21 protein-coding genes are annotated in these 23,905 nt (G+C 37.5%); 2 read left to right on the top strand and 19 right to left on the bottom strand.

Features of this window, described 5'->3' with window-relative positions:
• Positions 1 to 89: 89 nt before the first annotated feature.
• The 5 genes from FZF09_RS04530 to FZF09_RS04510 all read right to left on the bottom strand — a co-directional run bounded on the left by FZF09_RS04530 (position 90) and on the right by FZF09_RS04510 (position 2,776).
• Entirely contained in the window at positions 90 to 929 is an 840-nt protein-coding gene (locus tag FZF09_RS04530; RefSeq protein ID WP_158735378.1) for a sulfurtransferase, read from the bottom strand.
• 57 nt (positions 930 to 986) lie between these two features.
• On the bottom strand, positions 987 to 1,355 hold the full coding sequence (locus tag FZF09_RS04525) for a YppE family protein (RefSeq protein WP_158735377.1): 369 nt from the start codon (positions 1,353 to 1,355) through the stop codon (positions 987 to 989).
• 81 nt (positions 1,356 to 1,436) lie between these two features.
• Positions 1,437 to 1,931 (bottom strand): helix-turn-helix domain-containing protein, encoded by a 495-nt coding sequence (locus tag FZF09_RS04520; protein ID WP_158735376.1) that lies wholly within the window; start codon positions 1,929 to 1,931, stop codon positions 1,437 to 1,439.
• Between the two features lie 324 nt (positions 1,932 to 2,255).
• Positions 2,256 to 2,513: a DUF370 domain-containing protein gene (locus tag FZF09_RS04515; protein ID WP_091580728.1), complete on the bottom strand. Its 258-nt coding sequence runs from the start codon at positions 2,511 to 2,513 to the stop codon at positions 2,256 to 2,258.
• A 98-nt stretch (positions 2,514 to 2,611) separates the two neighbouring features.
• Entirely contained in the window at positions 2,612 to 2,776 is a 165-nt protein-coding gene (locus FZF09_RS04510) for a hypothetical protein (protein WP_158735375.1), read from the bottom strand.
• A gap of 151 nt (positions 2,777 to 2,927) precedes the next feature.
• Here FZF09_RS04510 and recU point away from each other — a divergent pair, with 151 nt between their 5' ends.
• Together recU and FZF09_RS04500 are read left to right on the top strand one after the other, a co-directional pair.
• Entirely contained in the window at positions 2,928 to 3,518 is a 591-nt protein-coding gene (gene recU / locus FZF09_RS04505) for a Holliday junction resolvase RecU (RefSeq protein WP_158735374.1), read from the top strand.
• Positions 3,519 to 3,615: 97 nt separating this feature from the next.
• Positions 3,616 to 6,324, top strand: a complete 2,709-nt coding sequence (locus FZF09_RS04500; protein WP_158735373.1) for a transglycosylase domain-containing protein — start codon at positions 3,616 to 3,618, stop codon at positions 6,322 to 6,324.
• 66 nt (positions 6,325 to 6,390) lie between these two features.
• On the opposite strand, the gene FZF09_RS04495 is transcribed toward FZF09_RS04500, so the two are convergent.
• From FZF09_RS04495 to FZF09_RS04430, 14 genes are all read right to left on the bottom strand, one after another.
• Positions 6,391 to 9,978, bottom strand: a complete 3,588-nt coding sequence (locus tag FZF09_RS04495) for a dynamin family protein (protein WP_158735372.1) — start codon at positions 9,976 to 9,978, stop codon at positions 6,391 to 6,393.
• A gap of 26 nt (positions 9,979 to 10,004) precedes the next feature.
• Positions 10,005 to 10,532 carry a YpoC family protein gene (locus FZF09_RS04490; RefSeq protein ID WP_158735371.1) on the bottom strand — a complete coding sequence of 176 codons (528 nt, stop codon included), beginning with the start codon at positions 10,530 to 10,532 and terminating at the stop codon, positions 10,005 to 10,007.
• A complete protein-coding gene (nth, locus tag FZF09_RS04485) occupies positions 10,525 to 11,187 on the bottom strand; it encodes an endonuclease III (protein WP_158735370.1) in 663 nt (220 codons plus the stop codon). The genes FZF09_RS04490 and nth overlap by 8 nt, the downstream gene beginning before the upstream one ends.
• Before the next feature lie 17 nt (positions 11,188 to 11,204).
• Complete coding sequence (locus tag FZF09_RS04480; protein ID WP_158735369.1) at positions 11,205 to 11,903, bottom strand: DnaD domain-containing protein; 699 nt, start codon at positions 11,901 to 11,903, stop codon at positions 11,205 to 11,207.
• A 70-nt stretch (positions 11,904 to 11,973) separates the two neighbouring features.
• Positions 11,974 to 13,263, bottom strand: coding sequence for an asparagine--tRNA ligase (gene asnS / locus FZF09_RS04475; RefSeq protein ID WP_158735368.1), 1,290 nt, complete (start codon positions 13,261 to 13,263; stop codon positions 11,974 to 11,976).
• Positions 13,264 to 13,363: 100 nt separating this feature from the next.
• On the bottom strand, positions 13,364 to 14,548 hold the full coding sequence (locus FZF09_RS04470; protein WP_158735367.1) for a pyridoxal phosphate-dependent aminotransferase: 1,185 nt from the start codon (positions 14,546 to 14,548) through the stop codon (positions 13,364 to 13,366).
• A gap of 210 nt (positions 14,549 to 14,758) precedes the next feature.
• Positions 14,759 to 15,235: a hypothetical protein gene (locus tag FZF09_RS04465; RefSeq protein ID WP_158735366.1), complete on the bottom strand. Its 477-nt coding sequence runs from the start codon at positions 15,233 to 15,235 to the stop codon at positions 14,759 to 14,761.
• Positions 15,235 to 16,572 (bottom strand): amidohydrolase, encoded by a 1,338-nt coding sequence (locus tag FZF09_RS04460; RefSeq protein ID WP_158735365.1) that lies wholly within the window; start codon positions 16,570 to 16,572, stop codon positions 15,235 to 15,237. Before FZF09_RS04460 ends, FZF09_RS04465 begins: the two co-directional genes overlap by 1 nt.
• 25 nt (positions 16,573 to 16,597) lie before the next feature.
• Positions 16,598 to 19,414, bottom strand: a complete 2,817-nt coding sequence (gene dinG, locus FZF09_RS04455; RefSeq protein WP_158735364.1) for an ATP-dependent DNA helicase DinG — start codon at positions 19,412 to 19,414, stop codon at positions 16,598 to 16,600.
• A 99-nt stretch (positions 19,415 to 19,513) separates the two neighbouring features.
• On the bottom strand, positions 19,514 to 19,897 hold the full coding sequence (gene panD / locus FZF09_RS04450; RefSeq protein ID WP_158735363.1) for an aspartate 1-decarboxylase: 384 nt from the start codon (positions 19,895 to 19,897) through the stop codon (positions 19,514 to 19,516).
• Entirely contained in the window at positions 19,872 to 20,765 is an 894-nt protein-coding gene (gene panC / locus FZF09_RS04445) for a pantoate--beta-alanine ligase (protein WP_158735362.1), read from the bottom strand. Before panC ends, panD begins: the two co-directional genes overlap by 26 nt.
• The gene (gene panB / locus FZF09_RS04440) at positions 20,762 to 21,601 is read right to left on the bottom strand and encodes a 3-methyl-2-oxobutanoate hydroxymethyltransferase (protein WP_158735361.1); all 840 of its coding nucleotides are present in this window, start codon (positions 21,599 to 21,601) and stop codon (positions 20,762 to 20,764) included. Before panB ends, panC begins: the two co-directional genes overlap by 4 nt.
• A 188-nt stretch (positions 21,602 to 21,789) precedes the next feature.
• Complete coding sequence (locus FZF09_RS04435) at positions 21,790 to 22,755, bottom strand: biotin--[acetyl-CoA-carboxylase] ligase (protein ID WP_158735360.1); 966 nt, start codon at positions 22,753 to 22,755, stop codon at positions 21,790 to 21,792.
• A complete protein-coding gene (locus FZF09_RS04430; RefSeq protein ID WP_158735359.1) occupies positions 22,745 to 23,902 on the bottom strand; it encodes a CCA tRNA nucleotidyltransferase in 1,158 nt (385 codons plus the stop codon). The genes FZF09_RS04435 and FZF09_RS04430 overlap by 11 nt, the downstream gene beginning before the upstream one ends.
• Positions 23,903 to 23,905: the final 3 nt, after the last annotated feature.

The following is a 23,905-nucleotide window of genomic DNA, read 5'->3' as shown; positions in this document are numbered from 1 at the left end:
GCTGGAGCTATGTAAAACGCAAATATTTATAATTTCTTACCTATTTAAAAAGGAAAGCCAGCATATAGTTAAGCAGGCTTTCCTTTTAATTAATTATCTTTATCTGTTTCAATAGGGAGATCATCATACGTTATCCAATCACTCCAGCTTCCGGCATATAGTCTCGCATTTTCATGCCCTGCTTCTTTTAAAGCAAGTACATTCACACAAGCAGTTACCCCTGAGCCGCAATAGGAAAAAATATCATCTTCTTTAGGCAGATCTTTAAAATACGTCTTTAATTTATTACTATCTTTCCACTTTCCACTTTCATCCAGCACGTTCTTCCAAAAATAATGGCGTGCTCCTGGGATATGCCCAGCAATACCATCTACATTGTCACGTTTTCCTTTAAAACGATCTTTATCTCTTGCATCGATAAGAGCAGCAGTCTTATCTTGCAGTACCAGCTTTACTTCTTCTAAATGAACGAGCAAATGCGGCTCGATTTCGGGCAGAAATACTTTTGGTTCATAGGTTGGTATGTGCTGTTCTACCGGTCTTTTTTCTTCCTTCCATATAGAGAATGGCCGGTCTAACACATAAACATCTTTATGCCCCAAATACATAAGCATCCACCAAAACCTGGCTGCCATTGCACCACCTTGATCATCATACGCTACTACTTTAGTGCTTTTGTCTATGCCACAATTAGAAAGTTTTTCCGCAAAGTCATTCATATCTGGCAGCGGGTGGCGGCCTCCATGATTTTCTTCTTCAGCAGACATATCCATTTCCAAATCAAAATAAACTGCTCCTGGGATATGCCCTTCTTTATAGAGGTCCCTTCCTTTATATGGAGCATCTAAATGAAAACGACAATCCACTACTCTATATTCCTTTTTGTTCAACTGTTGTTCTAGCCACCCTGAAGTTACAAGATAACGCATTGTTCCCCCTCCTGTCCTAGATAAGTCACATCAGCTCTAAAAAGTTTTATAGCAATTTTATTTTAATTGGTTTGTTATTCCTGTCAAAATGTAATCAATAGACTGTATCATTTCACGGAACCTTTTTTCTTTCGTATCAATTTGAAAGGCTAGCACAGAAGAAATAAGCAGATTTTCATGGGTATCGTCCATTTGTTTTATATAAAAATAATCAGGCTTGTCTTCTAATATCCATTGTTCCGCTAAAGGCTTCCACTCATCAGCACATGCTTTAACTTTATCAGCAAAAGGCTTCACACATTCATAAAAATCAGGAGTAGTCTCCTTTTCTTCTTTTATTCTCACAAAGGACTGCAATGCTTCATTGTTAAGCTTTCTCAGTTCCTCCGTCCGCTTATAAAGTTTGTTTTTCATCTCTTGGTGCATATTATTATCTGGGCCCCCTTTTTATTTATCTTACCAGCAGGGACTAGGCTTATCAAATAATACAAAACATAGAAATAATACTTACATGATTCTCATTGCAGACAGAATACTAGTTAAAACCCGTTTATCTTTTTTAGTCTGTTTCGGCAGTTCAGTCATTGCCCAAGTTTCCTTTTTGTCTTCTAGTTTATACAATCTGTCCTCAATTTTTTGCAGTTGCTTACTAACAGATCTTACCTCTTTTCGATGTTCCATTAATTGAAAGGATACAATGTCATCAGCTTTACTTGAAACCAACCTTTCTAATATTTTTATCTTATCTTCCATATCCGTTATTTTCTCCGTAAGAACGTTTGTAGTGACAGGAGGTTCTTTTTTTGTACTTGTGGAAACGAGCTGGCGGTTTTGTTCTTTAATTTCATTAAATAAAGGGAGGTGTTTTTCTTCAAAACAGTAGTGGCCGTATTGATTAACTGAATAAGGAATGTCGTGCTTTTTCACCCATTTTAAAACGGTCCCGGCAGAGACATTTAATTGATCCGCCACATCTTTTGTTTTATATAAATTCTCTTTCATCCTTATCCTCCTTCATTTAGTAGGTTCTTATGATTTCGTAGTAAAGGAGGGAATACCCTGCTGCTGTGACAGAACTAGTGTTGTTTCGAGTAAGAAAACAGAAATTATCTTTTTTTCTACATAACCTCCTTTTTAGATAGAATAAACCCTGTAAAAGTGGGGAAATTAAGCGTCAAGGAGGGTATGTAATGACGAAAAAGAGCGACGAAAAAAAGCGTAATCAACATAATACGGAAAAGCGAAATGTTGGTTATGGAGATAAAAAATTAAAAGGTCCGAATGAACCAAAAACGTGAAAAAAGCTCCGGTCAGCCGGAGCTTTTTTTATTCTTCATCTTCGGTATTGTCATGCAGTCGTTGAGCAACCGTTTCTGGCTGAATAGCAGAAAGAAGGACATGATCGCTATCAGCTAAAATAATACTTCTCGTTTTTCTGCCGTTCGTTACATCAATAAGCATTTTTCTTTCTCTTGCTTCCTGAATGAGACGTTTAGTTGGAGCAGAATCAGAGCTGACAATAGATACAATTCTTTCTGGTGGCATCATATTTCCAAATCCAAGATTAACCGGCTTATCACTCATTATATCCCTCACTTTCTCTTCCGTACTTATCGTAACATGACCATACCCATGATTGTCCAATTTAAGTACATCTTAATACTTTCATCCTGTTCTTTAACTTAATAATATGTGCTAATATATAGGGATGACAAATGTTTAAGAAAAGCGCAAGCGCCTTGCTCACGAGCGACATGTCCTGGAGGGGCGGCATATGGAAAGCTGATCTTTACTTTCCATTGACGAACCGAAGGAATCTCGAGCGAGTAGGCGCTTGCGCTAGACATGTAAAACGCCAACTATTTATAATTTCTTACCTTATTAGAAAAACTTGGGTTTCCGCCAAGTCCAAATGGCGAAAGTTATCGTTTTGCTTATACTTTGATCCTTTTACAAAGTTAAACATTTCTAAAGTATAAAAAAAGGAAGTGTCGAGAGATGGCCTTTCGTTATCCCAGCGGAAAAAAATATGCAGCTTCCTCTGCTTCTACCATAAGCTCCACTAATAAAAGCTTTGGAAACAGAGGTATGTCTTTAGAACAAGATTTAAATGAAACGAATATATATTATCAATCGACAGGTCAATGTGTAATACACAAAAAGCCAACCCCTGTCCAAATTGTCAACGTTGATTATCCAAAAAGGAGTGCTGCCAAAATAACCGAAGCATACTTTAAGCAGCCTTCCACCACAGATTATAATGGTATTTACCGGGGAAAATATATAGATTTTGAAGCAAAAGAAACGAGAAATAAGACGTCTTTTCCATTTAACAATATTCATGTTCATCAAGCTGAACATATGAAAGCCGTCATGAAACACGAAGGGATTGCCTTTCTTATTATCCGTTTTTCTAAACATAATCAAACATACCTTTATGATGCTTCTCATTTTAGCTGGTGGTATTTTGAACAATCCGACAGAAAGTCAATCCCTAAAGACGATATTGAAAGGAACGGACATTTAATTCCAGAAGGCTATATCCCCCGTTTAGACTATCTTTCCACGATCGATAAAATTTATTTTTAGGTGTAACCTTTTTTTTGAATACACGTCTAATGATACGCATGTTAGAGAGCATAACCGAACATGCAAGCGGCATCTATAGAAAGGAAGAATTCGAAAAATGAGCGACAATTACCGTTCAAGACAAGAAAGACGCAAAGCACAAGAATCTGCAAAGCGCAACTATAAAAAATCAAATAAAGGAAAACAACCTAAACGTTCCATCTGGCGTAAAGTCTTTATTTCATTCATTATAGCAGGAATTGTCATACTAACTGCAGGAACAATTACAGCCGCTGCTATAATCAGCAAAGCTCCTGCACTTGATCCAGATGAACTTGTTTTCGCACAAGCTGCTGAAATTTATGATCAAAATGGAGAAGAAATCACAAGACTGCAAGCAGGAGAAAACAGAGATTTAATTGATATCAATGAACTCCCTGAGCATGCTAAAGCTGCTTTTGTAGCGATTGAGGATGTACGCTATTATCATCACTTTGGGATAGACGTCCGCCGTGTGTTTGGTGCACTCGCTGCAAATATTACAGGCGGTTTTGGGGCAGAAGGAGCAAGTACGATAACGCAGCAAGTTGTAAAAAATGCATTTTTATCCACGGATAAAACCATCACTAGAAAAGTTCAAGAACAGTACCTTGCTATACGTCTTGAGCAGCAATACAGCAAAAATCAAATACTCGAAATGTATTTAAATCTAATTTATTTTAATCAAGGTGCTTACGGGATTGGCGAAGCATCTAAGATTTATTTTAATAAATCGGATATTACAGAGCTTACTATTGAAGATGCAGCTTTATTAGCAGCGATTCCACGAAGACCAAGTTATTACGATCCTACTCAAAACCCAGATGCAGCACAAGACCGGCGCGATCGAGTGATAGATTTGATGGCAGAACATAACTTTATTTCCGACGAAGACGCGCAGCAAGCTAAAAATGTTTCAGTAGAAGAACAGCTTGATTTTTCACCTACCGAAGAAGGCGTCGTTTACGACTCTTTCATTACTCAAGTCCAAAATGAACTTGAAGAAGTGGATGGAATTACGTCTTCTGATATTTATTCGAGCGGCCTCAAGGTACACACAACCTTAGATACAAATGCTCAAGATTTTGCAGAAGAAGTAATACAAACAAATCAGCATATTAACAACTATCCAGAAAGTGATGATTTTCAAGTCGGGTTTACTCTGCTTGATACCCAGACCGGTGCTATAAAAGCGATGGTGGGAAATCGTCAAAGCCAGGACGTAGCTAGAGGGCTGAACTACGCTGCCCATTCCAATGCCCAGCCAGGTTCTACTATCAAACCATTATTGGATTATGGCCCTGCCATTGAACATAACGAGTGGTCCACGTATCATCAATTAGAAGATGCACCTCATCAGTATTCAAACGGGCAAGAAATTACGAACTACTCTGGGAATTATGCAGGAAATGTTAGTATGCGTGAAGCTCTTGTTCGCTCCTTAAACATTCCTGCTGTTAAAGCCCTTCAGCAAACAGGTTTAAAAGAAGCTGGTGATTTTGTTCGCGGACTAGGTTTTCCGATAGATGAAGTAAACGAAGCAGCAGCACTTGGTGGAGTCAACCAAGGTGTATCCAGCCTTGACATGGCTGGCGCATATGCAGCTTTTGGTAACAACGGACAGTATTCAGAACCGTATGCTGTTAGAAAGATTGAATTTCCAGATGGGCGTGAAATCAATTTAGAACCAGAATCTACTTCTGCCATGAGTGATTACACAGCTTATATGATTACTGATATGTTGAAAGATGTTCTAACAGACAGCAGAGGTACAGGTCGTGCAGCTAATATTCCCGGTTTACCTGTAGCCGGAAAAACAGGAACGACCAACTTCACAGATAAAGAGCATCAACAATTTAACATACCGTCAGGAGGTGACCCTGATGTATGGTTTACCGGATATACCACGCAGTATACGGCTTCTGTATGGACAGGATTTAGCGGAAGAAGAGGGGAAAATTATCTTATTAATGGGGAAAGTGATATTGCTAAAGAAATTTTCCGGCTTATCATGGGAAATGTATCAGAAGAAATAGACACTCCTGATTTTGAAAAACCGGATTCTGTCGAAGAAATACAAATTGAAAAAGGTACTGGAAAACGGGCAAGTCCGTTTACACCTTCTTCAGAGACTATCACAGAACTCTTTGTAAAAGGAACAGGTCCTGAAGATGTATCTGAAGAGTTTACAACCCCAAATGAAATAAATGGATTAAATGCAGTATATAATGAAGAAGCAGATGAGATACAATTAAGCTGGAATTATGATGAAGACGAATTAGAGGGCAGAGCCTTTGAAATTGAACACCGAGTGGGTGATGGCGAATATCAATCAATCAGCAGCCAGACTGAAATGACCTATTCTCTTTCAAATCCTGCAAAAGGAAATACTCATCAATTTAGAGTCACAGTCATTAATCAGGAAGGTCCAGATGATTCCAGTGATTCAGCAGAAGTCCAGGTGAACGTGCCTGATCCAGATGAAGATTCAGATGAACAATCAGATGATAACGAAGAACAGAACGAGGAAGAAGATTTGCCTGAGGATTTACCGAATGGAAACGGGAACGGTAATGGCGACGGGAACGATAATGGGAATGGAAACGGTGACGGCGACGGGAACGGCAATGGCAATGGCAATGGCAATGGTGAAGAGAATAATGAAAACAATGAGGATCAAACAGAAGAACCTCCACAAGATGAAGAGAACGACGAAAATAATGAAAATAATAATGAAGAAAATGAGGAAGCCACTCCTTCTGATAATGATGAGGAAGATGATGACTAATAAGTAAAAACCACCGGCTTAAGCTTATAAATGGCTTAGCCGGTGGTTTTTAACTTGTTACGTATATCAGTTTAAAAGACCTTCCTTTATAAATCTGTATTCCTCTTCTAATTCTTTTCTTCTTGACGTATCAAACATCCAAGCTGCCCGTTCTGTTTCTTTGCGGGCTTCAATTTCGAGCATATTTTTTCCTGCCTCATTTAATTCTTTAATGTAAGCTCTAATACGCTTGCATGCTTCACTTTCAAAATGATTTAGGAGCTCATTCGTTTCTCTTTGAACCTCGCCTGTCACTTTTTCTTTTAATGTTATTACTTTTTTATTTTCAAAGAAATCTTTATTTGAGTGATACATATCCATTAATGGTCCCTTATTAAAATTTACATCATCATATGTCAAGATCTTATCACTTAGATCGACGTTGAGCGAAGGAGGAATGATGTGCAATGTTTTCTCAGATTCTGTTTCCAAAAAAGATTGAATATAAAAGTGCATCTTTCTTTTTAATTGTTCCTCTATTCTAATGAGGATTGTTTCTTGCTCCTGCGAGATATATTTTCGCGCAAAACCTTCTAATTCTTGAATGGCACCATTCAATTGACTTTTTTGCTGCTTTTTTGTTGAACCCGCCACTGTAGAAGGATTAACAGCGTGGGGAAAGTAATCTTGTACAATAAAAGCTGTTCTTTCTTTTAAAAAGGCACATTGCTGTTGGATTTCTTCTTCTAAAGAAGGCAATAAAAACTGTAAGTTAAAGTCACTTAGCTTTTGTAAAAATCTTTTTACCAAAGCTTCACGCTCATTCAATCGCAGCTTTAGATCCTCTTCATCGTTTGTAAAAGTGTTTAAAATTTGATGAGTCTGATCATAAATATTTTCCCATAGAGAGCGTATCTTTTTAAGATGCAGTACTTTTAGCTGGTCCCATGTCGAACGTGAAAACGTTTCTTCAAAGGCCAAAAAAGCTTGTCCTGTTTTGGTTTCTTCCCCTTGGTGCTGCTTTACTTTTAAACCTTCTTTACTAGACAAAGCAAATAAACGAGGTTCTGTAATTCCATTTTTACGTAACTGCTCATTCACATGATTGGTTACACCGTTTAACTCGAATGGCGTCGCTGCAAGATCAGCTGCATTAATAATAAAAAACAGCTTATCCGTTTCAAAGTTTTCGTTTGCTCGTCCGATCTGCTGCAAAAATACTTGATCTGCTTTAGAAAAAGCGTGGTTATAATAGGTTAAATAGAAAATAGCATCAGAACGCTTTAACTGTTCAAATGCGACATTAGTATGTCTGCCATGAATAGAATTTACTCCGGGAGTATCAACTAGCTCCAAGCCTTTTTTCGTCCAATCACAGTCAAAATAAATAACGACTTCTTTGATCATACAAGCTCTATCTTCCTTCGCTACCCACTCTTTCAGTTCTTCTAAAGTAGTTGTTATAAAGGTTCCTGGCTGTATAGTTCGTTTTCTAATACTTTGCTGCAACGTATAAAGGTAATCTGCGTACATTCTTTGATATCCATTTAAAAGCTGATTGTTCGGTTTTTTCCATTGTTCAATGGATGAAAAGTCGATCTGTATAGAAAGCTCTCGTGCAGCTGCTTTTATTTCTTTATCTAAAAACTCTTCATCTTTCACATAAATAATGACCGTTTTATGAGGGTGTGTTTCACTGCTTTTCTTCACTCTATTAACAGCTGCTGTCGTAGGATGTGGAGAAACTGGTAAAATATCTTCTCCTAGCATCGCATTAATAAAGCTGGATTTACCAGCACTAAATGCGCCAAACAATGAAATAACGGCCGAATTATTATTATATTGATCGACTAGTTCATTTAATTGCTCTTTCTCTTCTGTGAAAATCTTTCTTGATTGAAAACGTTCCAAATATTGTTGAAGATGTTCCATAAAAGAATCATCTACCGTAATGTTTTTCTCTGGTATAGAGGAATAAACTGCTTCTGCACCAATAACACTTTCATCTTCTTGTACAATAGGAATGTCTAGTGTTTGAGCGTCAGGATATTCTTTCATTGCTGTCTGCTGCAGCAAGTCTGAAAAGTTTGCTGCCATTTTTCTATTGCTTAACCAATCCTTAAGCTCAATCAATTGAAGATCATAGCTTCTTTCTACTGATTTCCACATTTCCCACGCTTCTTTCCATTGGTCAGATGAGTGAAGCTTTGTTTCTAATTCATTTTTTTGCTGCATATATTTTCTTTTGATTGATTCTTCGTATTGTGAAAATAATTCATTCGTGTTTGTCTTTATCATTTTAACAATCTCATCTGTCACTTTTTTTGTATACGTATATACAAAATTTCGATCCATTTCAGACGTAGTCGCATAGGCTAGCAAAAGGGATTCGTCAACTGTAAATGAAAGTTTCTGTACATTTTTTTCATACATTGCAGGTTCGTCTAAAAAAGATGTATCTGCTTGAAGAAGCAAATTTCTTATATGAAATAACAGCTGTGTTTTTACTTTTTCATTCAGTTCATCTAACAATAATTGCATTCGATGCTGTTTTTCGGCTTCTGTTTTTCTTTTAGAAAAAAACATACCGACTTTAAAATTTTTTTGATTGCTCTCAAGCCAAGATTGCGCTTTTTCTGTGGTTGTATATGGAAAAAGGATAACATTTTTAAACAATTGATTTCTTTCTTTGTATACTGCTTGAATAACTTCCTGTTTTTCTTCTTCAATAGTTAAAAGGGTTTGCTGCCATTGATCACTCTTTCTCGCATCCTCGGGGTTAATCCCCTTTTCATCCATTTCCTTTTCCCATTCTGTATACTTTTCGTGCTTTTCCTCCTCCACTCTTTCCATTAGTTGATATACAGCAGCGTTTTCAAGCATTATCATACTTTGCTCTTTTAGCGAGCTGCTGTTATAGATAATTGCTTTTATATATGTTTCTAGTTCTTCATATTGATTAAAAGGATGTTCTTCATGTTTCATCGATGTAAAGAATACTTGTACAGGTTTTATTTCATATTTAGCTAGCATGCTGCGAACTGCATTTTCAAAAGATTGAAGCGTTAATTCCTTATCATCGTGTTTATCAATTTGATTGATTACTAGAATAATAGGTTTGTTTTCACCAGCTAATTTTTTTAAAAACTCGATATTTGTTTCCGACTGCACGTGATTATAATCGGAAACATACACAATCAAATCTGTTGTATACAACTGTTCTGTCGTAACAAGCTGATGGTTGGGATCAGTAGAATCTACTCCAGGGGTGTCAAGAATTTTTCCGTGTTCCGTCAAAAATGGCAAAGGTGCAAAAAGATTTATCGAATGAATGCCCTCTCCATCCATTCCCCATTTTTTTGCTTGATTCCAGGGAATTTCTTGCTCCCATGTCTCTACCTCTCCTGTCGAATTTGTTACTTCTAACTTAACCGATCCATTTTGAATAGCTATAATATTTGCACTGGTAGGTATGGGACTAGTTGGTAGCATTTCACTGCCTAAAAGACGGTTCAGCAATGTAGATTTCCCTGCAGAAAAATGGCCGCAAAAAGCTACTTCAAACGAAGATTCTTCTATTTTTTTATTTAAACGACTGATCCGTTTTTGATCTTCCGGGTGAAAAGGAAGGTTTTCTAGCGATGACGTCAAAGTCTTTGTTTGTGTTTCCGTCATATGTTTTCCTCTCTTTTTAATATAGTTTATCTGCTACGTTGTTCCTTCATTTTTACGACAGCAAATTGCTTTTTACTTTCACTAAATAACTCTTTTAACTGCACAAAACTGTGATAATGATCTGGTGTCTCTAATAAAAATGCAAGCCTTTCTCCTGCATTTACAGGAGCCTTAGGTAATTTATGCGCTGCTTTTTTAACATCTTGCCGCGCCGCAGCAGGAACTTTTCTTCGGTTCATCCACCATATCGCGTTCATTAAAGAAGCAATATGCTTAATCATTAATGATTTCGCATCTTTTCTGTTACGTTCTTCATATAAAGAGTTTAACATTTTTAAATCGTTTTCCCATTCTTTTTGAATAATTGGTATATATTTTAAAGGATTATTCCACGGAGGTGATGCTAATTTATCGTTGTGCCATAATATTTCCGCCATAAAAGGAATATAAAGAATACTCTCTTTAGCAATATCCTCATCTGTTAAAGAAACTGTAGCTTGAGAAGTATAAAACGGTTCTTTTGCTAGTTCTTTTGGAATGACAAGCTCAACCATGACGAGCCTCCTGCTTTTTCATTCTCTTTTGCCCTTCTCTGCACATATCAAGCAGCGGACATATATGACATTGCGGAGATTTGGCCTTACAATGATAACGCCCAAAAAAAATTAACCGGTGGTGTGTTTGTGCCCATTGTTCTTTCGGAATTTTTTTCATTAACGTTTCTTCTACTTCACGAACGTTATCTTTCCAACGGCATATACCCAAACGTTTTGACACTCTTTCTACATGAGTATCTACAGCAATAGCAGGTGTATGAAATGCAACCGAAGCTACTACATTGGCGGTCTTACGGCCTACTCCTGCCAAACTCATCAGTTCTTCGCGAGTTTGTGGGACTTTGCCGTTATATTGTTCGATTAAAGACTGAGATAGTTTTTTTATATTTTTTGCTTTATTGCGGTATAATCCAATCGAGCGTATATCTTGTTCTAGCTCTTCCTGACTTACTTCTACATAGTCTTCTGGCTTTTTATATTTTTCAAAAAGACCAGGAGTAACTTTGTTTACAAGGGCATCTGTACATTGAGCAGACAGCACAACAGCAATAAGAAGTTCAAATGGATTCGTATGTGTTAATTCGCATTCTGCTTCAGGAAACATATCTCCTATATGCAAAAGAGCCTCTTGAACTTGTGTTTTTGTTAACATTTCTTTTTTCTCCTTTTTTAAGATTCATCAAGCCAGTTAATATTAGGATATTGCGGCAAAGTTCCTTTCCCTTTTCCAGTCGACCGTTTCCCTTTTTGGTACTGCCTGAATTTATCGCCATGCATTTTTGCTTCTTGTGATGACTTTATTCCGTTTTTATGCCATTCGTGTAAAATTCGGTCTATGTAGCGAAGATTGAGCTTTCCTGAGATCACAGCTTCACGCAGCGCTGTTTTTATTAACTCTGGTTTGTGTTTATCTTGGTCCAGCCATACTTTTATCGTTTCGTATTCCATTGGGGACAATGGCCGCGAGAATTCTTCTTCAAATATTTCATATAGTTTTCCGTCTTCGTTAACTGCACTCTCGTTTTCATTTTCATGAAACATCTCCTGAATAATTCGTTCATAAAGCGGGGTAAGAGAATAAGTTTCATACATTACTTGGTCTTCATCTTGATTATCTTCCATTCGTAAAAAGTCTTTTTTTATCAAAGAACGCAATAATTCAGAGCATTCCTTGTCTGTAATAGACATACGTTCGGATAATTCAACCGGAGTAGGGAAAGGATGATTATCTTCTATGAAGCGATGTATATGAAGTAATAGCATCATTTCCGTTTCTTTTATTCCAAGCTTGGCATAATAATCAAGTAACAGTTTGGAGATGGAAGAGTGACCGTACTGCATTAGTGCAACAATTTGTGACCGCTCCATTTTTTTCTCTCCTTTCCTTACTCTAAATTAATAGAAAACCCCCCAATAAGGGGGGAGATGTTCTGAAGTATTAAGGATACAACCGATTGAGTAAACGAGGAAACGGAATGGTCTCCCTCACGTGCTCTACTCCAGCTATCCATGCAACGGTTCTTTCAAGACCTAAACCAAATCCAGAGTGTGGAACAGAACCATACTGCCGCAGCTCTAGATACCAGCGGTAAGCCTCTTCTGAAAGATTATGCTCTTTGTAACGCTGCTTCATCAGCTCTAAATCATCAATGCGCTGACTGCCGCCAATTATTTCACCATAACCTTCTGGTGCAATTAAATCAGCACAAAGAGCAACATTTTCTCTATCAGGGTCTGGTTTCATATAAAATGCTTTAATGTCTAGTGGATAGTGTGTGATAAAAACTGGTTTATCAAATTTTTCTGCAATTGCTGTTTCATGAGGTGCACCAAAATCTTCTCCCCACGTAATCTCATGCCCTTCTTTTTGAAGCATTTCAACTGCTTTATCATACGTAATTCTAGGAAAAGGAGCTTGAACTTTTTCTAAAATGCTGGTATCCCGTCCTATTGCATTAAATTCAAGCTGACATTTTTCTAATACGGACTGAACAACGTGAGTAACATATTGTTCTTGTATAACTAAACTCTCATTATGATCAACAAATGCCATTTCCGGTTCTATCATCCAAAATTCAATTAAGTGCCGTCTCGTTTTGGATTTTTCAGCACGGAACGTCGGACCAAAGGAAAACACTCGATTAAATGCCATTGCAGCAGCTTCCATGTAGAGCTGGCCGGATTGAGATAAGTATGCATCTTCATCAAAATATTTCGTATGAAATAAATTGGTAGTACCTTCTGCAGAACTTCCTGTTAAAATAGGCGGGTCTACTTTAATAAACCCTTCCTTCTTAAAAAATTCATACGTTGCATTTATAATTTCATTTCTAATTCTTAAAATAGCATGTTGTTTTTTAGATCTAATCCATAGATGTCTATGGTCCATTAGAAACTCGGTGCCATGTTCTTTAGGAGTAATCGGATAATCTGTTGCTTCATGTATTACTTCTAAAGAACTCACTTGCAGCTCATAGCCGGAAGGAGAACGTTCATCTTCTTGGACTGTTCCTTCTACATAAACAGAACTTTCCTGAGGAAGGTTTTTCGCCGTTTGAAACAACTTTTCATCTACTTCACTTTTTACAATGACACCTTGTATATAGCCAGTTCCATCTCGCAGCTGCAAAAAAGCAATTTTACCACTTGACCGCTTATTTGCGATCCAACCGCCAATACGAACCTTCTCTCCTTTATGATTGCCTATATGTTGAATAGTCGTTTTCAATAGAATATTCCTCCTTCAAAAAAGGCTATGCTAACAAGCTCTATTATACCGTTCTTGAAAAAGCACCGTCAACGAAGCGTTCTCCGGCTGCGATATCTATCTATGAAGAATGATTATTTATGAATCGTTCCATTCTTTCCAACGCACTTTCCAATAAGTCAAGAGAAGTGGCATAAGACAAACGAATGTTGTCTGGTGAACCAAAGCCGCTGCCTGGTACGACTGCAACTTTCTCTTCTTCTAAAAGAGTTTTCACCCAGTCATCTACAGAGGAAAAACCACAAGAGCTGGCTGCTTCTTTCACATTAGGAAAAAGATAAAATGCACCCTTAGGTTTTACACATGACACACCTGGAATTTGTACAAGTTTTTCATAAACACGGTCAAGACGTTCTTCAAATGCTTGACGCATTTTTTCAACAGAGCCATCTTCTTTCGTGTATGCCGCAATAGCTCCATATTGAGAGCTCGCAGTAGGGTTTGAAGTTGAATGGCTTGCTAAACTGGTCATTGCTTTAATTAACTCTTCGTTCCCTGCTGCGTAACCGATTCTCCATCCTGTCATGGAATGAGATTTTGAGACACCATTAATTACTACAGTTTGATCTTTTAGCTGCTGTGAAACTTGAGCTATCGAATGATGAACAACATCTCCATAAATTAACTTTTCATAAATTTCATCAGAGACAACGAGCAGATTATTATTTAAAGCTGTTTCACCTATTTTTTCTAATTCTTCTTTGCTGTACATATTTCCAGTTGGGTTACTTGGAGAATTAATGATTACTGCTTTCGTTTTATTGTTTACTGCACTTTGAAGTTGTTCTGGAGTAATTTTAAAATCATTTTCTTCTAGTCCGTCTACATATACAGGGTTACCACCAGCCAGTTTGACTTGCTCTGGATAACTTACCCAATAAGGAGTAGGTATTATTACTTCATCGTTTTCATCAAGCAAAGCTTGAAAAAGGGTATATAATACATGTTTTGCGCCTGTCCCGACCATAATTTCATCTTGGGAATAATCAAGGGCCTGGTCTTTTTTGAATTTGTCTATTACCGCATCTTTTAGTTCCGGTAACCCTCCAGAAGGTGTATATTTTGTATGGCCTTCTCTCATTGATGCAGCAGCAGCTTCAATTATGTAAGAAGGAGTATTAAAGTCAGGCTCACCTGCTCCAAGTCCAATCACATCATGTCCTTCTGCTTTCAGGGCCTTTGCCTTTGCCGTAATCGCCAACGTAGAAGAAGGCGTAAGGGTAGATACTCGTTTAGATAATTGCATCAGTTGTTTTCCTCCTTGGGTTAATTAAGAAGTCTAAAATTCGGCTCTTTTTTAAAAATATTCGCCAAAACTATACATTTTTATGTTTCTCATTTTCATACAATAAAGTCAGTTTATAAAAATGCCGCAGGTAATTCAAGGTCCGTTTTCTCTCATTACGTTCCTAGAACTGTATTAAACGTCTCTCTCGTTTACAGTAGAGGATGTTTTTTAAGATTGCTTCATACTATACCTTTTTATAAACTCACCATTCTTTAATTTCATATAATAAAAATGAAGACGGCCATCTTTTTCAAAAGTAGCTTCGTAAACCGGCTCTCCATTTTCATATCCAGGCTTTACACTTCTAACCTTTTGCAGCTCAAATCGTTCCTTCACGACATTTTCAGCTTGCGATCGTTCAAAACTATCTTGTTTGAGCACTCTCTCTCTTATTTCTTCGTCTTGATAGAATACCCATTCAGCTTCCCCGTTTGCATTCATGGTTTCTGCAGTATAAACCGCTTCATTTCCAAAAAAATAACTTACATTGTTAACAGCGGTGATATCATCTTCAACAAGCAGCGCCCGTTCAGCATTATCTAGCTCTTCAGCCAAAGAAGAGCGGGCAGAGAAAAAAATGATTGCCATAACGCCTAATATGATAATGATACCAAGTCCTGCTGCTCCAACAATCAAACGCTGCATTAATTGTCTTCCTTTCTCCTTTTGTTTAGGAAACTGCTTTCTAGATCTTTAAAACATTCATTTGCTTCATACACAATTTTCTCTTCATCCAGGGTGAGGAGTTCTTTATCTTTCATAAGCTGCTTTCCATCTACATAAACATCTGTGACGTCCTGGCCAGACGCAGAGTATATCAAATGGGAAAGTAAATTATCTTCAGGCTGTAAATGCAACGAAGACATATCGAGCATAATGAAATCGGCAGGAGAACCAGCTTGAAGAAGACCGTGTTCTGCAAAGCCAAGAGATCTAGCCCCTTGCAGTGTACCCATTTCCAATATTTGTTCAGCCGAAACAATATCTGGATTCCTGTTAACTCCTTTTTGCAGAAGAGCTGCTGTTCTCATTTCTTGAAACATATCTAAATTATTGTTTGAAGCAGTACTATCTGTACCAAGTGATACTGAAATCCCCTTTTCTAACATGTTCGGAATAGGAGCTGTTCCTGATCCTAGTTTTGCATTACTCATTGGATTATGGGAAACAGTAATCATACCGTCTTTTAACAGATCCAGCTCTTCATCAGTCACGTGAACGACATGAGTTAAGATGGCTTTTTTATTAAAAAAGCCAAGTTCATTCAAGTGATGAAGTGGAGACTTACCATATTGTTGTTTATGGTTTTTCACTTCTTCTATTGTTTCAGCTAAATGAGTGCCTAATGGGAGCTGATGATAATGAGCTTGTGAAATAACTGCTTCTAAAAAATCTGGTGGACAAGTGTAAGGTGCGTGAGGAAACAGCATGCCTTTCACTCTTCCTTTTCCATTTTCATTCCAATGTTTTGCTAGTTCACAAGCTTCATTAAGTTTTGATTGCTGCTCTTTTTTAGTACCTATCCCTATCATGCCGCGGCTTAACACTGCTTTCATGCCAGCATCCATTGTTAATTCAAATACCTCATTCATATGTAAGTGATACATATCCAAAAAAGCAACTGTACCCGACTTAATCATTTCTGCTAATGCTAGCGAAGTACCGGCCTGCACTTTTCGTTTATCTAGCAATCCTTCACGCGGCCAAATTTCTTTTTCCAGCCAAGTTTTTAACGGAACATCATCACTAACACCGCGTAAAAGAGACATAGGAGTGTGTGCATGTGTATTATATAATCCTGGCAGCAGCAGTTTTCCGTTCTGATTAAAAACTGGCAAGCCTTTTCTTAACGCATCCGGTAAAGGGTTTTGTCCGATATCTTGAATTAATCCGTTTTTAATCACAAGGTACATGTCTTTTTGAAACCTATCAATAGGATCTGTTGTCATGATTTGAACATGATTGAGAATATATTGGTCCACGGTCTGTCACTCCTGTCTTCTCCACTTAATCGTCTAGAAAAGCTGCAATGTCATTTAATACGAAGTCTACAGGTTTATGTACAACCGGCAGGTTTGGAAGGGATTGAATAAAATGCATCCCATATTTTGATTGCAAAATTCTTTTGTCAAGTACAATAACCACCCCTTTATCATTTTGATGTCTGATAAGCCTTCCAAAACCTTGTTTGAAACGCAATACTGCTTGTGGAAGTGACATTTCTCTGAAAGGGTTTCCGCCAGCAGATTTGATTTTTTCCATTCTCGCTTGAGCAACAGGTTCATTAGGAGGAGAAAATGGAAGTCTAACAATAACCAAACAGCTTAAATCCTGTCCTGGGATATCAATCCCTTCCCAAAAAGCATTCGTTCCTAGCAAAATCGCATTATCATATTGTTTGAAAGCCTTTAACAGCTTTAACCTGCTTCCGCTTTTGAGCCCTTGACCTATCACAACAAAATTACTAGCTTCATCCCACTTTCTTAATTGATAATACGTTTTTTTCAGCATATCAAATGAAGTAAACAAAACCAGCATTTTTCCTTCAGTAACAGAGGCAGCTTGATATATGAATTCTGCTGTTTGTACTATAAACTCTTTTTCACCATCTTTAATGGCTGGCATATCTTCTGGAATAAAAACTTTTGCTTTTTTGTCATATTCAAATGGAGAGGGGAGCTGAAGAACTGACGGAGCAAAGTCCATAAGTCCCCATTTTTCCATCACGTAGGTGAAAGAATTTTCAACAGTAAGTGCCGCTGATGTGAGAACTACACTATCTTTTTTGGCGAAAAAACGATCTGCTAACAGATCAGATACGTCAACCGGTCTAGCATACAAATAGGCAGCATTTGCAGCTCCTTTTTTATCAATTTCCATCCAATATACGTAGTTTTCGTCTTTTTCCATCAACAGTAAAAATAACTGATCACAAACGTCCTCTGCTTCTTTTACGGCTGCCTTAAAATCATACAGCAATCCGTACTCCAAAGACCCAGATGGTGTATGAGGTGATAAATACTGATAAAAAGAAAGCCATTCATCTGCTTCTTCTTCAAATAAAACAAGTACTCGTTTTAAAGAATCTTGAATGCCCTCCCAATAAGAAGACACTTCTATAGATGGATTATATCTAATAGATATTCTGCCTACATCGGTCTGATTGGGTTGGGCGGTTTTCATGCAAAATTGATGGAGCATCCTAAATAATTCATCAACTTCATACTTCAAAAGAGTAAAATGATCTTCTCTATACTGATACCAAAAAGAAGAAAAATGCTGGTGAACCGATTGTTCATAAACCATTAATCGTTGAAAATAACCGGTCTTATCCAATAAACCAAGTTTGTGAAAAATTTGCGTTAAATCAAAGTAGTTTACTTCTAAACCAAGATTTTTTGCAGCCAAATCCTCTAAATGGTGTGCTTCGTCTACAATAATATTTTTATAAGAGGGCAAGACACCCCTGTCTTTTGACAAATCTGAAAACAACAACGCATGATTGGTTATCAACAAATCAGCATGTTTGGCTTGTTCTCTTATTCGATTGTAATAATTTTTTGGGAACCAGGATGACGAAGCTTCTGAAAATGTCGTTTCATCACTCATCATTTTTTCCCAAAACGAACTGCTGCTTCCACCAGCAATATTAATTTCCTCTACATCCCCAGTATTTGTTTCTAGAATCCATATTAAAATTTGAGCCAAACCTAATACTTCCTCATATGTAGAAGGGGCAGTGTTTAATAGCTGTTTAAATTTTCTAAGACAGAGATAATGATTTCTGCCTTTTATTACTACTGCATTAAAATGAAATGGCAATATTTTTTTCAGCAAAGGAATTTCTTTTGCCATTAACTGCTCTTGGAGGTTAACAGTATGGGTAGAAACTACAACGCGGCGATCAGCTTCTTTAGAATAGAACAAAGCAGGTACTAAATAGGATAAACTTTTTCCAATACCTGTTCCTGCCTCTATCAGTAAATGTTCCCTCATCTGAAATGCTTTTTTTACTGCTTTTGCTATTTGGTCTTGTCCTTGTCTTGGCTCGTAACCCGCCCAGCTGCGTGATAACATACCTTCAGGAGAAAAGAAATCTTTTTCGCCTTGTATGTTATCTTTTAATGTTTGTTCCTTTTTCTGCAAAGGTTCTAGCCTTTTTATCGCTAAGCCTTTGTAGATTTCAATTCCGTCTTCTTTAGAAAGTGAATGCTGTTTTTTTAATGTATGTGCATGTTTTATTAAAGATCCAACATCACTATCCATGTGCACAGCTAATGAACAAAGAGATTTTAATGTGGGCACAGGCAAATGAAATAACTTCTTTTTCATATTCAACCATAAATAAGCAGTTACGATCGCGTCACTGTCGGCTTGATGGGGCCTGTCGTGATTTATATTTAACCAATCAGCCAGCTGCGATAATTGATAGCCTGGAGCAGTAGGATATAGAAATCGAGCGCACTCTACCGTATCAATTGTCGGGCCGTTGAATGGACGATATCCAGCTTGAATAAGTTCTTGATTAATAAAATTCAAATCAAATGGAACATTGTGAGCAATAAAATATGCATTTTCCAATAATTCGAGCAGCTCAGGGGCTATTTCTGAAAAGGAAGGGGCGTTTTTTACATCTTCATTGCTTATCCCTGTTAACTGTTTGATAAAAAACGGAATATGCTGAAAGGGGCGAACAAAAGTAGAAAAGGTTTGCTTCACCTGATTGTCTTCAATAACGGCAGCCCCAATTTGTATGATTTTATCACCTTTTTTTGGTGCATTTCCTGTTGTTTCTGTATCTATTACAACATACTTTTCAGACATTGTGTTCACCCCGGTGCGTCAAACTTTAAAATTTATTATATAGTAATATTCCATAAGGAAACCCCCGACTAGCAGTTCACTCCATCGGGGGCCGTTTTCTTACATGACTGTAGAAGAGGGCTCAAAGGAGAGCATCTGGGAAATTTGATTATTTTCATCCAACACTGCTACTTTAGGTTTGAACGTACGACAAGCTTCTTCTTTCATTAAACTGTATGCTATAATGATCACCTTGTCTCCAGGCTGTACCATACGAGCAGCTGCACCGTTTAAACAGATTACTCCGCTTCCTCTTTCCCCTGATATAACATATGTTTCCAAACGAGCACCATTATTATTATTGACGACTTGGACTTTTTCATTTTCAAGAAGATCCACAGCCTCCATTAAATTTTGGTCAATCGTTATACTGCCTACATAATTTAAATCAGCTTCTTTCACAGTAGCTCGGTGCAGTTTAGATTTCATCATAGTACGAAACATATTTATTGCCCCCTTCCATTTCATTGACATGAAGCAATATATTATCAATTAGCCGCGCTTTGGTAAATTGAACCGCCCCAGCAATAATAATTGATCCAGCAATTTTATCGATCGTTTTTAATTCAGGAAACGATAAAATTTGGGCATAATCAATAGGAGCGTCCGTATGTTTTTTTAAAAAAACATTCATTTCTTTTTCAAGCAGTTGTGAATCTGTGATTCCTTCTTCTATTCGGCGCATTACTCTTTGCAAACTTTCATAGAGAAAAGCAGCCTGCAACCGTTCTTTATCCGACAAATAAATATTGCGCGAACTTATGGCTAAACCATCTTCTTCTCTCATTGTTTCACAAGCCACAACATGAACAGGAATATTAAAATCTTTCACCAAGTTTTTAATAATGGCTACTTGCTGTGCATCCTTTTGTCCAAAATAAGCATTATTTGGCTGAACTAGCTGAAATAATTTTAAAACCACTGTTGCTACCCCGTTAAAATGCCCCGGCCGACTTTTGCCGCAAAGGACATCTGTACCAGAAATAACGTTTACTTCGTTAAACATAGGGCGCGGATACATTTCATCAACTACAGGAGCAAATAAAATATCTGTTTTCTGGGATTGTGCCAGCTTTCGGTCTTTTTCTAAAGAACGAGGATACATTTCGTAGTCTTCCGCTGGACCAAACTGTAGCGGATTTACAAAAATGCTGGTAACGAGCACGTCATTCTCTTGTTTTGCCCTTTCCATAAGCGATAAATGACCTTTATGAAGAGCCCCCATCGTAGCCACAAACCCTATTGATTTTTGCTCTGATTTTAAGCTATTAATATGGTCACGCAATTCATTAATAGTGGTAACTACATTCATGACCTTATCCCGCCGTACAGCTTTTCTAGTGTGTTTTCATCCATTGTGAAAGTATGCTCTGTTCCAGGAAATGTTAACTGTTTTACTTCATTGACATAATCAGTTAAAGCTTCTTCAATATCGTTTTGGATATTCGCATACTGTTTTACAAACTTAGGAGAAAAACCATCCGAAAACCCAATTGCATCGTGAAATACAAGAACTTGACCGTCTGTTTCCGCACCAGCTCCGATGCCGATAACAGGTATATTTAGTAAAGAAGATATGTGCGCTGCTAACTGTCTAGGTACACATTCTAGCACTAGAGCAAATGCACCGTTTTCTTCTATCATTTTTGCTTCTTCTACCAATCGATGAGCTGATTCTTCTGTTTTTCCTTGTACTTTATACCCGCCGAGAACTCCAACCGATTGCGGGGTTAAGCCTAAATGCCCCATTACAGGAACACCGGCTTCTGTTAATCGTTTAATAACAGTAAGTGTTCTGCCGCCTCCTTCAAGTTTCACACCATTTGTACCTGTTTGCTGCATTAATTTTTTCACAGCGGAAAGGGTAGTATCAAAATCCCCGTTAAACGTTAAAAAAGGCAGGTCAGTTACAACAAATGTATCTGGCGCCCCGCGCCGTACTGCTTTTGAATGCAGTACCATATCGTCTAGAGTAACTGGAATTGTTGAATCATAACCATGAACAACCATTCCAACAGAATCACCTACGAGAATAATGTCCATTCCTGCCTTTGCTGCTGCTTTTGCTGATGGAGCATCATAAGCAGTCATCATAGCAATAGGGTCACGTTCTTTCTTCATTTTCAAAAACGTGCTTGTGCTCTTCATTTTTTCCTCCTCCTTCTTTCGGAGAAGTGAGAAGTAATCTTCTTTTCAACCGATTGCTCCTCTACTCTCTCCGTCCCTGTCCTATTTGGATCAAGGCAGATAAAAATTTTTTGTAAAAAAACATACAGTGCAATTCTGATTAGATATTGCCTGTAATGTCAGTATAACAAAAAATATTTGCGAGGAGGTTAATGAATATCCGCACTATAAATATGTTCTATTTGCCCATCCTTTTTTTTCAAAAGTAATACCCCGTCTTCTGTTATTCCTTGGGCTAATCCTTCTACCGTTTTTGTTACAGTAGTGGCAGTGATTTCTTTACCAATGGTGACAGCTAGTTTCTCCCATCGTTTTCTTACTTGCTCAAAACCATCGGTTAAATACTGACTATACCACTCTTCAAACCGCTCAAGAATAGCTGCTATCACTTTAGCACGTGAAAATATTTTATTTTCTTTAGCAATGGAAAGAGACGTAGCTTTTGACAGAAGCTGCTCAGGGAAATGTTCAGGTTGTTGATTAATATTTATTCCAATCCCAACAATAACTGCTTGTACTCGATCAGGCTCTGACTGCATTTCCGTTAGTATTCCGGCTGTTTTTTTCCCGTCAATAAGAATATCGTTAGGCCACTTAATTTGCGCTTCAATTCCCGCAGCCTCATTAATTCCTTCTGTTACTGCTACTGCTGTTAATAATGTGAGCTGCGGGGCTTTTTGCGGTGGAATATCTGGTCTTAAAATTAAACTGAACCATAAACCTGTTCCTGGAGGAGAATGCCATTCTCTTCCAAGTCTTCCTTTACCTTTCTGCTGATGGTCCGCCACGACCAGAGTACCCTCCGATGCATCATTTCTTGCCATGTCATGTGCTAACGCTTGGGTTGAAGTCACTTCTTTTTTGTAAATAATATTTTTGCCGATATTTTCAGTGGAAAGTATAGCTTCGATTTCATCTGCAGTGGCATGGTTTGGAGTATGTGTGAGACGGTAGCCTTTTCTTGGCACTGCTTCAAGTTCATAACCGTTTTTACGTAATTCCTCAATATGCTTCCAAACTGCCGTTCGAGATATTCCTAAATTTTCACTTATCTCCTGTCCAGAGACAAATGAGTTGGATGTTCGCATTAACAGTTGTAATAATTTACCTCTCATTAGTCAGTTTCTCCTTTGCAAAAGTTACTAGTTCTGTAAATTCATTGTTTACATTCCCAAGTACTACTTCTTTTTCAAGGCAGCCTAATATAACACCTATCTTTTCTTTTTCTATATGAGGAAAAGCTTTAATGATATCCTTTCCAGATATCTTTAATTCTTTTCTGTTCGTAATAGGAAGCGAACTAAACAATTTACGTATAAAAATGAAATGATCCTCGTTTTTATAACAATATATCCATTGATGGACACGCTCTATTTGGAATGCAAGTTTTTTTCCGGTTTGATAAACTAAATACTTTCTCCAAGGAATATATGATAAGTATTCTTCGGCAAACCAAAGCATCGTTTTAATATTTTTTTTATCTTTTTTTGAAAACTTCCAAGAACCTGCTTTTTCTCTCGCTTTTCTACCGTATAACAGCCATAAAAAAGCTGCCCATTTTTCATTTGTTGTTTTTAAACCATACATATTTAAACTTCTTGATAGGAAAGAGACTTTCGTTTGAAGTGTCTGTGGAAAAAACTGAGGAATGGCGTATAAAAATAAACACGAAAGTCCAGCAGCATGCCAGTGCCCTTTTAGAAGTTTTTCTATTTCTAATTGAATTCTTTCCACAGGAAGATCATTTAAAGCAGGAAGTTGATCCAAAACATGTTTGAGTGTATGTTTTTCCATTGTAAAGTTTAGCTCCGATACAAAACGAAACCCTCTAAGCATACGTAAAGGGTCTTCTTTAAACCGAGCAATTGGATCACTTGCCCGAATAATTTTCATGTCTATATCAGCCAAACCGTTTAAAGGGTCAATAATATTTTGATTTTTATCCATAGCGACGGCATTGATAGTAAAGTCTCGATAGAATAAGTCATCTCGTAACGTTTTAGCTGCTAAACGGAACGGACTGACTTCAAAATAAATGCTTTGCCAGCGAATGATATGTGTCGGGAATCGTTTGGACGGCTGAACAGCTTTAGGGAATAGTGTTTTTATTTCATTCGGAGAAGCATTAGTTACAATATCAAAATCATTCACCGTTCTTTTTAGATGATAATCACGCACTGCACCTCCAACGATATAAGCAGAATACCCTTGCGATTCAAATTTATTTAATAAATGAAATGCTTTTTCCCAATGGCCGTCCATATC

The sequence above is a fragment of the Alteribacillus sp. YIM 98480 genome (assembly GCF_009765375.1).
Taxonomy (GTDB): Bacteria; Bacillota; Bacilli; order Bacillales; family Marinococcaceae; genus Alteribacillus.
This window is presented reverse-complemented; position numbering and strand designations above follow the sequence as displayed.